Source organism: Kribbella sp. NPDC056861 (assembly GCF_040687575.1).
In the GTDB taxonomy this organism is placed as follows: domain Bacteria; phylum Actinomycetota; class Actinomycetes; order Propionibacteriales; family Kribbellaceae; genus Kribbella.
In genome coordinates this window covers 184128-197187 of the sequence record NZ_JBFBNQ010000002.1, presented here as the reverse complement: position 1 = coordinate 197187, position 13060 = coordinate 184128, and the positions used below count along the sequence as shown (strand labels likewise).

Sequence of the window (13060 nt, the reverse complement as noted above, 5' to 3'; positions counted from 1 at the left end):
GACCTCACCGACGCACGGTCGGCCGGTGGGGCGGGTCCTGATCTACCGGCACGCTGGACTGGATGTGCCGGGCCGCGAAGATGCCGTCCCGGTCACTGTCGAGTTCCACGAGAACCCGACGTACGACACCTATGGGCTGGAGCCGGCCGAGTATCCACGTGTCTTCGCCGACGTGGGCGCGATCTCCCCTCATCGGCTGCCTGGAGATGCCCTGTGCTTGTGGTATCCGCGTGATGCAGATGATCGCCGATGGACCCACACCATGGGGCTGATCGCCTTGTTGAACCTCACGCGTAACCACATCTTCTACGAAGGCCACTGGCGATCCACCGGTGGACTCGGACCACCACCTGGTGAATGGCTCGGCGACGAGGCGCCGCACGGCTTCCCCGATGAAGCTGGTACCGGATGAGCCTCTATGACCTCGTGGTCCGGCTGCTCATGCTGCTGCCGGGAGCAGGTCCGGCGCCAGACAACATCCCAGCTCCAGCCGCAGTCGCGCCGGCCGAAGGAGGCCTCGGCGCATTTACCTGGGCGCAGGTCGTCACGTTATCTGGCGCGTTCATCGCCGCCAGCGCGGTCGTCCTCACCCTGCTCGTGAACGCCGCACGGACCCGCAACGAATCCTGGGCCACCCTGTATGCGGACGCCCTTGGGGCCGTCGCGGAGTACCTCGAAGGACCGTACCGAATCCTGCGCAAGGACGGACAGGCCAGCACCCGATTTGCCATCACGAGCAAACTGTCCGACGTCAAGGCCAGCATCGACCACAGCCAGGCCCTGCTCAGGCTACATTGCGACCCCGCTGTCGCCGACGCCTTCGATCACTACGTCACGACCGCAAAGCAAGAGGCCGGCCAGCAGATGCACGACGCGTGGCTGGTCGATCCAGTCAAGACCGACGCTGGAGTAAACCTGAATGTAGCTCTACCACGGGATCGCTCGACGGCAGCTCGAGCCGTACTCGTGGAAGTGATGCAGAGCCACCTTCGACGCCGTTGGTACAGCTCGAGTTCTCGTCGCCGCTACAAAGCAGCCGCCGCAGCCGCAGCAAGAAGCTCACTCGCCAGCTCGTAGATCGCAGCCTGAGCTCCTCCGCCACCGACCAGTTCAGTGGCCGAGGCGATTTCGAGGACGCCGCGGCAGCCGTCGCAGACTTTGAAGAGGTGGTGTAGTCGTTGGTGCCGAGGAGTTGCTCGGCGCGCGGCCTTGGGCCGAAGGCGGCAAGACTGTTTGGTGTACTCCTGCTCGCAGTCGCTTTCCAGTCCCAGCGGGCGATGCGTGCCACCGCAGCCAACATCGCGGTCAGCGATCTGCTGGCCAGCATGATGGTCCAGGTGGAGGTCACTACGGGATACGACCAGGTTGTCCCACATTGGGTCGATTCGGACTCGGACACCTGCGATAGGCGGGAAGAGATCCTGATCGCCGAGTCGACCACGATGGCGACGGGCTGCAATGTCCTGTCGGCCACCTGGTTCTCGCGGTACGACGGCGCCGCCTGGACGAACTCGCGCGACATCGACATCGACCATGTTGTGGGGCTGAAGGAGGCCTGGGACTTGGGCACTAACGCCGGGACGACCGCCCCAGCGTCAGTGCTATGCGAATGACCTCGAGTACGCCTGGTCGCTGGAGGTTGTGACCGCCGACATCAATCAGTGCACGATCAATAAGGGCCCGGCCCAGTGACTGCCGTTCGCTTCGGTCAAGTACACCTCAGCGATCAACCGGAATGTAGTGAGGCTCCGCTGGAACCCTGAAGATCGATACCACAGAGAAGGTCGCCTTTGCCTCGATCTTTAGAGCAGAATCTCCGATCGGAGCGACCCGGTAGAACCGCTCGGCGCAGTGCGCGCGGACGCGTGGTTGTCCGTTGCAATTGACATCAGATCCGTGCTTGTTGATATCCACGGAAAGTCAACTCGATCAGGACAGCGTCCTTCTCAAGGCGTTTCAGAGGCTGAACGCCTTGTGTGCACCAAGTGTGACAGAGGTTGAACGCTGTCGGCTCGGCTAATGCTCTGGCTCGCGGTCGTTGAGTGGTGGGCGAGTTATATGGCCGCATCTTTCGCGGTTGCGCCGGCCAGTGGCTCGACCAATTTAGTGTTGTCAACTGATTGGTTTGATCATCACGCTGAGGAGGGGGGAGGCCGACGACGGTTGGCTTTGGCCGATGTCGTCGTAGCCCCAGGATTGGTAGAGCGCGTGGACCTTTCCGTCGCCGGCGGCGGGGTTGACCATGAGCGTTACGAATGGCTCGGTTCGGGTGGCGAGGAGGGTGTCGTGGATGCGGCGGGCGGTGCCGGTCTTGCGCCAAGCCGATCGAACGCCGATCTCCTTGAGGGCCGCGGCCGGACGTCGGGTGTACTCGTCGGCTGGTGCGGGGTTGGTGCGTTGCCAGTATCGGTCGCCGTGCTCGATGGTGTTGGCGTAGGCGTAGCCGACTGGAAATCCGTTGGCGTAGGCGAGGACTGCCACGAAGCCCGGCTCGGCGCCGTGCCGGTCCAACCTTTCGCCGAAGGCGGTGACTGCGTAGTTCGGTAGGTGCAGGAGTGCTGAGCGCACGTCAGCGTAGACATCGACAAGATCGCCGCGAACGGTGTCGAGGTTGTCGAATGTGCGCAGTTCGAGGGTGGGTGTCGCGGTCATGCAGGGGTCCTCCAGGTGGCGACGTGTTCGGACCAAGCCTGTACGGCGGAACTACCCGCTGCTTGGGCGCGTAGAGCGGCTCCGAACTCTTGCAGCATGCGGTTCACGCGAGCATGTTGGGTGGCGGCGTCGGTGGGGACCTTTGTAGCTGTGGCGGTGGCAACGTCGGCCATGCCTTGTGCGAGCTGGGCGTGCGCGATTCGGGTCGTGGTGATGGCTGAAGACCGGACCATGTGAGATCGAAGGTTCGCCAGGCAGCGGTGACCGTGAAACTCGGCGGTCGGGTAGTCGCCCAATGCCAGGTAGGCCGACTGGGCGAGGGAGTCCAGCTCGGCCTGGTCATAGAAGCCGAGCATCCATACCGGTCGCTCGTCGGCCGGGTTGGCGCGCATCATCGTTTCTTGCGCTTGTCCGAATGCACGGCGGGTGCCGGCGGGGTCCTGGGCAGCGCCGTGTATTGCTCCTTCGCGAGCGAGGCCTAGTGATGCGAACAGAGGGTCGCGGCGGGTGAGGTGGAGGTTGCGCGCAACGTCGTTGGCGGCAAGTGCATCTGCAGGCCGGCCTGTGTGGCGATAGAGGGTTCCGGCGTGGCTCCAGATGCGAAACTTGATTGTCTGTTCACCTGACATCTCGGCGAGGGCTTGGGCTTCGCGCATGTGTGTCTTGGCGGCGTCGAACCTGCGGCCGTCGATGGCGGCCCACATGGCTGAGGAGCGGAAGGCAGCCGCGGAGGCGTAGAGGCTGCTGCGTACGCGTTGGGTCGCGCTGCCCGAGTTCTGGAGGATCAGTGCTTGGTCGGCTAGCGCACTGGCTCTTTGCTCAATGTCGAGCTGGCCACCGTGACGGTGATCGCTGGCGATGATTTCAGCGAAGCGCTGCTGCAATCGGTCGACGTCACTCATGCCGAGCCGGCGCCGTCCGGTACCGGGAGCACTCGATACCACGGCGACCGCCGCTGCAATCCCACCGACGAGGGTGCGGCGCTTCATGTCGGCGACCTCCTGCGGCATTGAGGTAGCCGACGTTCGGCCCCGTGGTGCGAACCCTAGAGCGGACACCGGTAGACCGGTGACGTTCTCCAGCGCCTTGCGGGTGGCTGTCTTGGGCCAGCTGACGCGGCCGGCCTTCCAGTCCCGAATCGATGAGCCGTCTAGGCCTCCGTGCTTCCCGGTCACCTGTATGAGCGCGTGGTTCACCGCCTCAGCAAGGCTGTTGGAGCTGTAGCCGTGCTCAGCCATCCACTCCTCAAGAGCCGTGTTGCGCGTGCTTCCCATTCCAGAACGGTAGCGCTCACCCTCCGTGTCCGCCAGGCGACAGGGCGCCGAAATCACCCTAGGCGGTTCTGTCGACTGACCACCGGATCGCCCTATTCGGCCAGCAGCAGACGGGGGTTGTCTGGGTGCTGAGCAACAGCAGATACCGACAAGTCAAGGAGTTGGAAGCGATGAGCCTGATCGCTCCGCGACCCTTCGTGCTCGTGCGCTATTACGACTCTTCTCAGGTCAGCGGGACGGGCGTCGTGGCTGAGGGCACGGAATGGACCGATGGTTCGGTGTCTGTACGGTGGCGTGGATCTGATCCCACGGTGGCCTACTGGCCCGGAGGCGTCGAGGCGATCGAACGCATTCACGGTCATGGAGGTTCTACCGAGGTTCTCTTTCCCGACGAGCTGCGTGCCAATCGAACTGCCGACGACTTCGCCTACCCGTTGTCTTCGGGCCTGGCCGTGCCGACCGCGAGCAAGGACGGCCTTTGCGCCGGATGTGGTGGGGCATGGCCGTGCACGCGCTGCGCCGACTGCATCGCCGGAGTACTGCCATGAGCGCCGTTGACGAGCGCCCTACGGTCTACTGCTTCTTCTATGAGGACGCATTCACCTTGCCTCGGCATGCTGCCGACAGCCGCGGCGGGACGGCGGAGTTCGCAGCGCGCTGGCGCAATCGCCTGGCGAAAGTGTTCACCGAGAAGCCCGGTGAGTCGTCACGGAGGTGGCAGTCGAACCTCGCGTCGTCTCTCATCTCGGTGACCTGCTTCTACGTGGTCTGGGGGAGTGAGTCTGTTGCCTGATGGGTTCTGGATTCTGAGCGCGGTGGCAGTTGTGCTTTACGTGCGGACGGTCGTTGAGATTCGCGACGAGCTCCGGGGTGAGTGATGGACGGTCGCCGATCCGATGTGATCAAGTCTGCGCAGCCACTTGCCTTGGGGTACATGCGGAGATATCCGCTGATGCGAGATGGCGAGGTTGCACGGACTCAGGAAGCTCTCGCAGTGTTCGCGCGACGTAGCGGCTACACCCTGGGGACCGTGCTCGTCGAAGATCTCCTGACCGATCCGAAGGCGTTCCTGGACCTGATTGCCGCGGTCAACCTCTTCGAGATTGCGGCGGTGGTCATTCCGACGGCTACCCATCTCGGAAGTCCCTCCGCGGATGGGTCCAAGCGGGCGTACTTCGATCGCGAGACCAAAGCCCGAGTGCTGGTCGCGGACCTGCCGAGATTGCCTGCTACCTGAACCGGAGTCCTCGGCCACGAGACCCCCGACATCCCCTGTGCGTGTCGTGGTCGAGGGCTCCTCTTGAGCCGGCGGGCGGGCGTGATGCTTTTCTGAGGCCGCGTCCGTTCGCCGTTCCATTCGTCTGAGGCGTCGAGTTGATTGGCATGGCTCGCCTGTGCCATCACCCGCGGCTGGCGGCCGGAGGCGCACTGGTGTGATCACGTCGGCCCCGCCGGGCAAGAATTTGTGCGCGCATGTTTTTCGGGTGACGCCCACCTTCGGTGGGATGGGTTGTCAGTCGAGTAGCGGGCCTGCCCAGCGCCAGTCGCGCTGCGGGCCCGGGTCGAGGTATTCGACGCGCTGCACGTCCTCGTCGTGGTCGCCGTCCCTCGCCCAGGCGAGCGCGGCGGTGTGGTCCTCGAAGTCGCCCTCTTCGACGACGTTGCCCATGGCGTCCAGGAACCGGTAGGAGGTCATGCCCCGGATTCTCCTCTCCGCGGGCAGTAGCGGGTACTTGGTCGATTGGATGTCGAAATGTCGAGATCCCTCGTGCGGGTTCGACCTGGGTGGTGTGAGCCAGCACTGTCTCTGGTCGAGTAGAACTGAGAAGAGGAGTAGCACGATGTCTGTAGCGCCGGTCAAAGGTCTGGACAAGCTTGAGGTCATCACCTTGCTCGTGGACGATGTTGCCGCTTGCCGGGCGTTCTATGTGGGGGTCTTCGGGCTTGAGGTGATCTTCGAGGACGCTGACTCGGCGTTGCTGAAGATGCGGAACCTGGCCCTCAACCTGGTCACCGTGGCCGAGGTTCCGTTGCTGATCGGTCCTGCGAGCGCTGGTACGGGTGGGCGGTCGCTGTTCACGATCCAGGTTGGGGACGTGGACGCGACTGCTGCCGAGCTGAAGTTGCACGGCGTAGTACTGCTGAACGGGCCGATCGACCGGCCGTGGGGTCGTCGGACGGCAGCGTTTGCCGATCCGGCGGGTAATCACTGGGAGATCGCCCAGGTCATCGGCTGAATCGAGCGATCTCGACGGCGCCTGCGCGGCTGCCGCCGAGGCCATAACTACTGGCGCGCAGCTCAAGTCAGCAAGGTGCGTTCGCTACGTCGCAGACTTTCGACGTGACCTGGTGCCTCACGGCTTGCCTGCCTTGGTGCGTGACCTCAACGAGAGGCTGAAGGTAACCCGCTCTGGGAAGCGGCCGCCTGCGGTTAGAAGGGCTGCCAGTCTCGGCGGCTGCCATCGGTTCGCAGCGTCTGTACGCGTTTGGTGATCTCGAGCCGACCGCGCTCTCCAGTGATGCTTTCTGCGAGCCAGGCAACCATCAACAGTTCACGCAGGTCACGCATGACCCGGTATCCGCTCCAGGCCATGACATCAAAGCCGTAGCCGTCAACGAAGGCAGCGTACTCGGCATCCGAGTGCCATCCGAACCGCTCGTAGTACAGCGCGGTGAGTATGAGGTCCCATTCTCGGGGGCCTACAGCCACCGAATCGAGGTCCGCGAGTATTGCAGTTCCGGTCCGGTCTCTGATGACGTTTCCGACGTTGGCATCACCGTGGATGATGCCGAACGGCAGGTCGAAGCGAAGCGTCTGGTAGCTAACTGCCAGCTCTTCCAGGCGAGATCGCAAGAACTCAAGGTCGGGTGTCGACAGGGCAGTAATTGCGGCGATGCGCTCCCGGCCTCTGTGGACGGGGTCGTGCCTCGGCAGCTCCAGAGGCGCGACATGGCGATGAAGTTCTCTTAGCAGCCCTGCAAGCTCAGTCGTTGATCCGTACTCGGTCTTCTCGGAGGCCGACTGCCAGAAGGTGACAACGCGCTCGTTCGCCGTGATTGGCTGGTCGATGTGAAGGCCGCGGACCGCTGATATGCCCTCGGACTCCAGCCACCACGACACCTCCAGCTCCCGGACCGCTGACTCCAACCGCTTGAGGCTCGGAGCAACACGTCCAATTACAGGCCCAGTCGTCAGCCGGTACACAGCGTTGGAGCCGATCCGAATCAGCTCGGCCCCTGTCGCATCCAGATCGACTTGGCCAGCGGCGGCCGTCAGAGCGGCAAATGCGTCCTGCGCGTCGAGTGGCTCGTCGGTCCGAGGCACCAATACCCCTTCGCGCGGCGTGGACGGGTTCGAGTGAGTAGTACGTTTCCCGATCTTACGGCAGGCCGGCCTGGGAGGCCTCGCAGTCGGCGCTCGGCCCCGTGAGCCTGGGGCGCATCCCAGCGGCTATTCCTCTACGCCCCGGATGCCGTTGACCCCTGGGCGATGACCTCTACCGACGCTAGTCCACAGGCGAATGAGGGGTCTGTGGTTGCGAGCCGCTCCCGTGTCTGCCAGCGGGGCAAGGCGGGTATCGCGAGATCTTTGGGAACCAGGCGAGCCGCGGCTGGATGACGAGGGTAATGCGGCGTGATCCCGGCATGGGTAACTTGTACGCCGAACCGCACCCCGCACCGCACGGGTAGCTCGAAGCCGAGCCGCACCCCGCGCGGGTTTGGGTGGGCACAACGCTCCAGCCCGCAGCGCGAGTACGGGTGGGGCCAACTGTCCAGGAGCGGGGTGCGGCTTAGCTCTGCGGCTCGGTCGGTGCGTCGATTACGACGTACAGGCTGACGATCTGTTGGTCGCGGACCAGGAGCACGTCACGGCCGGAGGCGATTGCTTCCTGTCCGGACGGGCCTAGCGTCCACGCGTAGGTGATGAGGTCTTGGGCGACCTGAATGGGGCCGGATCGGGTGATTGCCGTGCCGGGCAACTGGGCCTGGAGGGCGGAGATCGCTTGTTCCATTCCGCTGTGACCTCTGAGGGCGGCGTCAGGTTCTCCGATGAAGACATCCGGTGAGTAGGTGGTTGAGACCAGTTGGTCCCGAGCGGCGCCTGCTGGGGAGTTCCAGGCGTCGAGGTGGGCGGCGATGAGGTTCTCGAGTGACGTCATACGGTTCGTTCCTCGCGTGGCGTGGTTCCGGGAGTGACTTGAACATTCAAGTCGCTGACGGTGTTCTGCGCAAGCGCTATCTTTTGTCCCAGGATCATCCAGGCCGGACGCGAGGAGTCCCGATGCTCGACGACAGGGAGAACCGTGCCTGGCGCAACGTTGCGATGATGCTCCACCTGGTGGAGACCATGCTCGAACAGCAGGTGCAGCGAGATGCGGGGGTGTCCCATGCCCACTACAAGATCCTGGTGCTGTTGAGCGAGTCCCCGGATCGCACGGTGCAACTCAAGGAGCTGGCGCAGGTACTGCAGTTCTCGATCAGCAGGGTCTCGCACGCGGTGACCCGGCTCGAATCGCTTGGTCTGGTGGTTCGATCGCCTGTTCCGCAAGTGGGTAAGGCGTTTCAGGCGACGCTGACCAAGGCCGGCCTGGATCTGCTGCGCCGGGTGTCGCCGATTCAGGCGGAGGTGATTCAGCGGCTGGTGTTCGGGCCGTTGACCGATGCGCAGGTGGACAAGCTGGACCGGATCGCTGTCGCCATCGTCAAGGAGTTGTCCCAGTCGTAGACCAGCCGATTCCGTAGGCGAGTCCTTGCTGGACGTTCGGCCAGTCGGCGGTGACGGTGTTGTCGTCGTTCAGGGTCAGTTGGTGGGCGGTTGGCTGACCGTCTTCGATTACCGGCTGGGGTACGCCGTCGTACCGCCAGATGTTGACGGCCTCGGCGCTGTTCTCGAAGCGAACGCTGGCTTGGAAGGAGCGCGTTCGCCGTACGGGCATGAGGGCGTTGTACTTGCGGATGAAGTCGCGCGACGGCATCGTCACGCTCACGCCGACCCGGTGGGTGTCGCCGATTTCGAGCGGTCGGGGGAGGTGCATCGTCAGGAGCCAGTTGCTGGTCGAGTGTCGATCGATCTGAAGGTCCTCGCAGCCTTCGACAGGTTCCACCTCGATCTTCGGGTTGTCCGGTCCGCCGGGTGGTTGCGGGACGCTGAAGGATTCGCACAGGGTCGCTACGCCGTTCTTGGTGACCTTGATGTCGCGGATGCCGATGAACCGCGGGCGGTCGCAGATGACGGCATGCGACTCGATCCGGTCGACGTACCAGCCCTTGCGGTTGAACTGGGTCTGGTCGTCGCCGATCGAGGACTTGCGCTCCAGGTCCTGCGCGACGGCACGGTTCGCGTCGCGGAGCCTTCGGTGAACGGTCCGCGGATCTCGGTCGAGCTCGAGGCCGAGGTTCTTCAGCCTGGTGGTCAGGTGCGGGGAGTTGTCGCCGACGCCGAGACCGGCGAGGAAGATCTTCGCCAGGTCGGGTGGGAGGGTCCTCGCGGCGTCGAACAGGGTGGCGCTGATCAGCCCGCGGCCGAGTGCTTCGTCCGGCTCGTTGTCGCCGAAGATCAGTGCGGACAGCAACGGGCCGAGCCGGTCCACCAGGTCGGGTGCGAACAGGCCGCGTCCGCGGTGCAGCTTGTCCAGTTCCTTCGCGATCAGGGCGATCCGGTCAGTCATACCCGGATCTTCGCAGTGATGCTCAGTCGCCGGACCGGGCTGGTCTCCTGCGACGCGTTTTCTTCGGCAGGACGGTCAGAAACAGAGCCTGCCTGAGGTGCTGCTCGGGAGGACAATTGATAACGAGATTGATACAGAACTGGAAAGATTCGTTCTTCTCTGGCGGAAGCCGGTTGCTGATGCGATCGTGCATCGGAATGTGCCTAGGGGAGGGGAATCGGACAATGCTGTCTCGAACCAGGAAATACGGGGCCTTGCTGGCCGCCGGGGTGGTGATCGCGTCGATGCTGGGGGCAACGCCCGCGGCGGTCGCGGCGAAGGGGCCGAAGGATCTCGGCTACGGCGACAAGGTCCTGTTGCAGAAGGCGCGGACCAAAGGCCAGAAGACGGTCACGTTGCTGGTGGCGGCCGACCGGGGGAAGAGCAACCAGGTTGCCGCGGGCCTCGAGAAGCTCGGTGGCACCGTTGAGAAGCGCACCGACTCGGTGGGCTATCTGCGGGTGAAGATCAGCATCGACAAGGCGCAGGACGTCGCGAACGTCGCAGGCGTGACCACGGCTGACGTCGACGATCTGATCCCGCTCGACGATCCACGGCCGCAGGGCGCCGAGGATCCCATCCCGCAGCAGGCGCCGAACGCGTCGACCGAGCGGAACAACCCGTACCTGCCGACCCAGGACACGGGCGCGTCACAGTTCGTCAACACCAACCCGACCTGGGACGGTCGCGGTACCACGATCGGCATTCTCGACAGTGGCATCGACCTGAGTCACCCGGCGCTGAACACGACCTCGACCGGCGAGCGCAAGATCGTCGACTGGGTCACCTACACCGACCCGACCTTCGTCGGCGGTGTCAACGCCGACAACGACCCGACCTGGCTGTCGATGACCCAGTCGGTCGACGGCGCGACCGTCGGTCTGCCCGGCCCGCCCGTCCGGATCGCCACGCTCAACGAACGCGACCCGCGGTTCGGCGGCGAGGTCGGGAACGACGTCAACCGGGACGGCAACCCGGCGGGGTCGTCCGGACTTTTCAAGGTCGCCTGGAACAAGGACACCAGCACCGTCTGGGTGGACACGAACCAGAACGGCACCTTCGCCGACGAGCAGGCGATGACCGACTACAAGGTCAACTACGACACGGGCGTGTTCGGCACCGACAACCCGGCGACTCCGGTCAAGGAGTCGATGCCGTTCGTCGTACAGACCGATCCGGCCAACAACGCGGTGAACATCGGCATCGTCTCCGGTGCGCACGGGTCGAACGTCGCCGGCATCGCTGCGGGCAACAACATCTTCGGAGGCGCCGCCGACGGCGCCGCGCCGGGCGCGAAGCTGGTGTCCGTCCGGGTCTGCCTGTTCATCGCCGGCTGCACCAACCGCGCGCTGCTCGAAGGAATGATCTACGCGGTCACCGTCGCGCACGTCGACGTGATCAACATGTCGATCGGCGGTCTGCCCGCGCTGAACGACGGCAACAACGCTCGCGCGGTGCTCTACAACCGGCTGATCAACGACTACGGCGTCCAGATGTTCATCTCGGCCGGTAACAGCGGCCCCGGGATGAACACCGTCGGCGACCCGTCCGTGGCGACCCAGGTCGTCAGCGTGGGTTCGTACATCAACAAGGACACCTGGATGTCGAACTACGGGTCGCGGACCGGCCAGTACGACAACTTGCACGCGTTCTCCTCGCGTGGTCCGGCCGAGGACGGTGGCTTCAAGCCCCAGATCGTCGCAGCAGGCGCCGCGGTGTCGGCCGTGCCGACCTGGCAGAACGGTCAGCCGGTGGCCGGAACGTACGCGCTGCCGCCGGGGCTGGGCATGTTCAACGGGACCTCGATGGCTTCACCGCAGATGGCGGGTGCCGGTGCGTTGCTGCTGAGCGCCGCGAAGGCCAGGGGGATCGCCGTCACGCCGGCCCAGTTGCGCAAGGCGCTGCTGTCGACGGCACGGTTCATGCCGGAGTACGGCGCCTACGAGCAGGGCAACGGTCTGGCCAGGGTCAGCGCTGCCTGGGACGACCTGAGGAAGAGTCCGCGGACCGACACCATCACCGCTTCGGTTCCGGTCAGCACGGCTCTGTCGGCTTTCCTCGCCACGCCTGGTGTGGGCACCGGCATCAACGACCGCGAAGGCGTCACGCAGGGCGTCCAGTACACCCGCACGTACACCTTGCGGCGCACGTCCGGCCCAGCCGGACCGGTGAACTACAAGCTGACGTGGAAGGGCGAGGGTGGCCTGTTCGCGGCGGCGGACAACGTCACGCTGCCACTCAACACGGACGTCACGTTGCCGGTCCTCGTCAAGCCCACCAGCGCCGGAGCGCATTCGGCGATCCTGAACTTCGACGATCTCAGCTCGCCGGGGATCGAGTTCCAGACGCTGAACACGTTCGTCGTGCCGTACGGCCTGACGCAGGCGACGCCGGCCAAGACGATCACCGGCAAGATCAACCGCAACCAGTTCCAGAGCTTCTTCTTCCAGGTGCCCGCCGGGGCGCCGGCCTTCAAGGTCGACCTGACGGGTCCGAACGGCGCGCCCGGTGACGGCCAGGCGCGGTTCCTGCGGTTCCACCCGTACGGCACGCCCAGCGAGGGCGCTGTCAACAGCCTCTACTGCTACAACCCGCCAGTACCGGGTGGGACTTGCCAGGGCGATCCGGCCAGCCGCACGGTGGCCAATCCGCAGGCGGGTGTGTGGGAGATCGCGGTCGAGGCACGGCGTACGTCGGACCGCACCCAGACTCCGTTCGTCCTGACGGCGGCGGTGCTCGGCGCGTCGGTGTCCCCGAGCCCGGACGTGATCGCGTCGGCCACACTGGGAACGCCGATCAGCCGTTCGTACACGGTGACGAACTCGTTCGGGCCGTTCGTCGGTCGGGCGGTGGGAACCGCGCTGGGTAGCGCGAAGATCGCCAGGCCGACGGTCTCGGATGGTGCGCAACAGCAGTTCGCCATCCAGGTACCGGCCGGAACGTCCTCGCTGCGCGCCACGATCGGGAACGCGAGCGACCCCGGCGCGGATCTCGACCTGGCCGTCTTCAACTGCACGTCCGGAAGCTGTGTGCTGGCAGCGCAGAGTGCGGGCGGCAGCGCGGAGGAAACGGTCACGGTGAACAACCCGGCGGCAGGAACCTGGATCGCGCTGGTCGACGGGTTCGCGGTACCGGCGGGAACCACGGCGTACGACTACCGTGACGTGCTCAGCAACTCGGCCTACGGCTCCGTTGCCGTCCCGGACGTCAACGCAGCCCGAGCCGCGGGCGCGCAATGGACCGTCCCGGCCACGGTGACCGCCAACACCGCACCCGGAGCGGGACGAGTCCTGCTGGGAGCGGTCGAGGTCCGCACGGACTCCAGCATCCTGATCGGAAGAGGAGAAGTCATCGTCCAGTCAGTGAGCTGATTCAACCCTGACCGTGGGAGGGCACCCGATCAGGGTGCCCTCCCACGGCTATGCG

Annotated in this window: 15 protein-coding genes; 9 read left to right on the top strand and 6 right to left on the bottom strand. The window is 64.9% G+C overall.

All coding sequences use genetic code 11. The annotated features are described in order from the left end of the window. The first annotated feature begins 25 nt into the window (after positions 1-25). The 3 genes from AB0P21_RS07955 (at position 26) to AB0P21_RS07945 (ending at position 1613) form a co-directional block, all read left to right on the top strand. Positions 26-412, top strand: coding sequence for a hypothetical protein (locus AB0P21_RS07955; protein WP_363694720.1), 387 nt, complete (start codon positions 26-28; stop codon positions 410-412). After that, positions 409-1077 carry a hypothetical protein gene (locus AB0P21_RS07950; RefSeq protein ID WP_363694719.1) on the top strand — a complete coding sequence of 223 codons (669 nt, stop codon included), beginning with the start codon at positions 409-411 and terminating at the stop codon, positions 1075-1077. The genes AB0P21_RS07955 and AB0P21_RS07950 overlap by 4 nt, the downstream gene beginning before the upstream one ends. A 200-nt stretch (positions 1078-1277) precedes the next feature. Next, on the top strand, positions 1278-1613 hold the full coding sequence (locus AB0P21_RS07945) for a hypothetical protein (RefSeq protein ID WP_363694717.1): 336 nt from the start codon (positions 1278-1280) through the stop codon (positions 1611-1613). A gap of 499 nt (positions 1614-2112) precedes the next feature. Here AB0P21_RS07945 and AB0P21_RS07940 read toward each other — a convergent pair whose 3' ends face one another. After that, positions 2113-2652, bottom strand: coding sequence for a hypothetical protein (locus tag AB0P21_RS07940; RefSeq protein WP_363694716.1), 540 nt, complete (start codon positions 2650-2652; stop codon positions 2113-2115). Continuing rightward, the gene (locus tag AB0P21_RS07935; protein ID WP_363694715.1) at positions 2649-3926 is read right to left on the bottom strand and encodes a hypothetical protein; all 1278 of its coding nucleotides are present in this window, start codon (positions 3924-3926) and stop codon (positions 2649-2651) included. Before AB0P21_RS07935 ends, AB0P21_RS07940 begins: the two co-directional genes overlap by 4 nt. A 170-nt stretch (positions 3927-4096) precedes the next feature. On the opposite strand from AB0P21_RS07935, the gene AB0P21_RS07930 reads away from it, so the two are divergent. The 3 genes from AB0P21_RS07930 to AB0P21_RS07920 all read left to right on the top strand — a co-directional run bounded on the left by AB0P21_RS07930 (position 4097) and on the right by AB0P21_RS07920 (position 5163). Further along, on the top strand, positions 4097-4474 hold the full coding sequence (locus AB0P21_RS07930) for a hypothetical protein (protein ID WP_363694714.1): 378 nt from the start codon (positions 4097-4099) through the stop codon (positions 4472-4474). Beyond that, positions 4471-4719, top strand: a complete 249-nt coding sequence (locus tag AB0P21_RS07925; protein WP_363694712.1) for a hypothetical protein — start codon at positions 4471-4473, stop codon at positions 4717-4719. The genes AB0P21_RS07930 and AB0P21_RS07925 overlap by 4 nt, the downstream gene beginning before the upstream one ends. Positions 4720-4920: 201 nt before the next feature. Next, positions 4921-5163 carry a hypothetical protein gene (locus AB0P21_RS07920; protein ID WP_363694711.1) on the top strand — a complete coding sequence of 81 codons (243 nt, stop codon included), beginning with the start codon at positions 4921-4923 and terminating at the stop codon, positions 5161-5163. Between the two features lie 276 nt (positions 5164-5439). Here the strand turns inward: AB0P21_RS07920 and AB0P21_RS07915 are convergent, their stop codons facing one another. Further along, complete coding sequence (locus AB0P21_RS07915; RefSeq protein ID WP_363694710.1) at positions 5440-5622, bottom strand: hypothetical protein; 183 nt, start codon at positions 5620-5622, stop codon at positions 5440-5442. Positions 5623-5767: 145 nt separating this feature from the next. Between AB0P21_RS07915 and AB0P21_RS07910 the strand changes: the two genes are divergently transcribed. Beyond that, positions 5768-6163: a VOC family protein gene (locus AB0P21_RS07910; protein WP_363694708.1), complete on the top strand. Its 396-nt coding sequence runs from the start codon at positions 5768-5770 to the stop codon at positions 6161-6163. A gap of 194 nt (positions 6164-6357) precedes the next feature. On the opposite strand, the gene AB0P21_RS07905 is transcribed toward AB0P21_RS07910, so the two are convergent. Next, positions 6358-7251, bottom strand: a complete 894-nt coding sequence (locus AB0P21_RS07905; RefSeq protein WP_363694707.1) for an aminoglycoside phosphotransferase family protein — start codon at positions 7249-7251, stop codon at positions 6358-6360. 466 nt (positions 7252-7717) lie between these two features. After that, positions 7718-8086: a hypothetical protein gene (locus tag AB0P21_RS07900; RefSeq protein ID WP_363694705.1), complete on the bottom strand. Its 369-nt coding sequence runs from the start codon at positions 8084-8086 to the stop codon at positions 7718-7720. Here AB0P21_RS07900 and AB0P21_RS07895 point away from each other — a divergent pair. Further along, positions 8077-8652 carry a MarR family transcriptional regulator gene (locus AB0P21_RS07895; RefSeq protein WP_363694704.1) on the top strand — a complete coding sequence of 192 codons (576 nt, stop codon included), beginning with the start codon at positions 8077-8079 and terminating at the stop codon, positions 8650-8652. The two genes, AB0P21_RS07900 and AB0P21_RS07895, sit on opposite strands and share 10 nt — an antisense overlap. Here AB0P21_RS07895 and AB0P21_RS07890 read toward each other — a convergent pair. Continuing rightward, positions 8630-9595 (bottom strand): hypothetical protein, encoded by a 966-nt coding sequence (locus tag AB0P21_RS07890; protein WP_363694703.1) that lies wholly within the window; start codon positions 9593-9595, stop codon positions 8630-8632. The genes AB0P21_RS07895 and AB0P21_RS07890 overlap by 23 nt on opposite strands. A 224-nt stretch (positions 9596-9819) precedes the next feature. On the opposite strand from AB0P21_RS07890, the gene AB0P21_RS07885 reads away from it, so the two are divergent. Next, complete coding sequence (locus tag AB0P21_RS07885) at positions 9820-13005, top strand: S8 family serine peptidase (protein WP_363694701.1); 3186 nt, start codon at positions 9820-9822, stop codon at positions 13003-13005. Positions 13006-13060: the final 55 nt, after the last annotated feature.

Excerpts from the sequence above, each read along its gene's own strand:
- AB0P21_RS07935 (WP_363694715.1), bottom strand. The coding sequence starts at position 3,926 with ATGGGAAGCACGCGCAACACGGCTCTTGAGGAGTGGATGGCTGAGCAC.
- AB0P21_RS07890 (WP_363694703.1), bottom strand. The coding sequence starts at position 9,595 with ATGACTGACCGGATCGCCCTGATCGCGAAGGAACTGGACAAGCTGCAC.
- AB0P21_RS07945 (WP_363694717.1), top strand. The coding sequence starts at position 1,278 with ATGCGTGCCACCGCAGCCAACATCGCGGTCAGCGATCTGCTGGCCAGC.
- AB0P21_RS07925 (WP_363694712.1), top strand. The coding sequence starts at position 4,471 with ATGAGCGCCGTTGACGAGCGCCCTACGGTCTACTGCTTCTTCTATGAG.
- AB0P21_RS07915 (WP_363694710.1), bottom strand. The coding sequence starts at position 5,622 with ATGACCTCCTACCGGTTCCTGGACGCCATGGGCAACGTCGTCGAAGAG.
- AB0P21_RS07950 (WP_363694719.1), top strand. The coding sequence starts at position 409 with ATGAGCCTCTATGACCTCGTGGTCCGGCTGCTCATGCTGCTGCCGGGA.
- AB0P21_RS07885 (WP_363694701.1), top strand. The coding sequence starts at position 9,820 with ATGCTGTCTCGAACCAGGAAATACGGGGCCTTGCTGGCCGCCGGGGTG.
- AB0P21_RS07900 (WP_363694705.1), bottom strand. The coding sequence starts at position 8,086 with ATGACGTCACTCGAGAACCTCATCGCCGCCCACCTCGACGCCTGGAAC.
- AB0P21_RS07910 (WP_363694708.1), top strand. The coding sequence starts at position 5,768 with ATGTCTGTAGCGCCGGTCAAAGGTCTGGACAAGCTTGAGGTCATCACC.
- AB0P21_RS07930 (WP_363694714.1), top strand. The coding sequence starts at position 4,097 with ATGAGCCTGATCGCTCCGCGACCCTTCGTGCTCGTGCGCTATTACGAC.
- AB0P21_RS07940 (WP_363694716.1), bottom strand. The coding sequence starts at position 2,652 with ATGACCGCGACACCCACCCTCGAACTGCGCACATTCGACAACCTCGAC.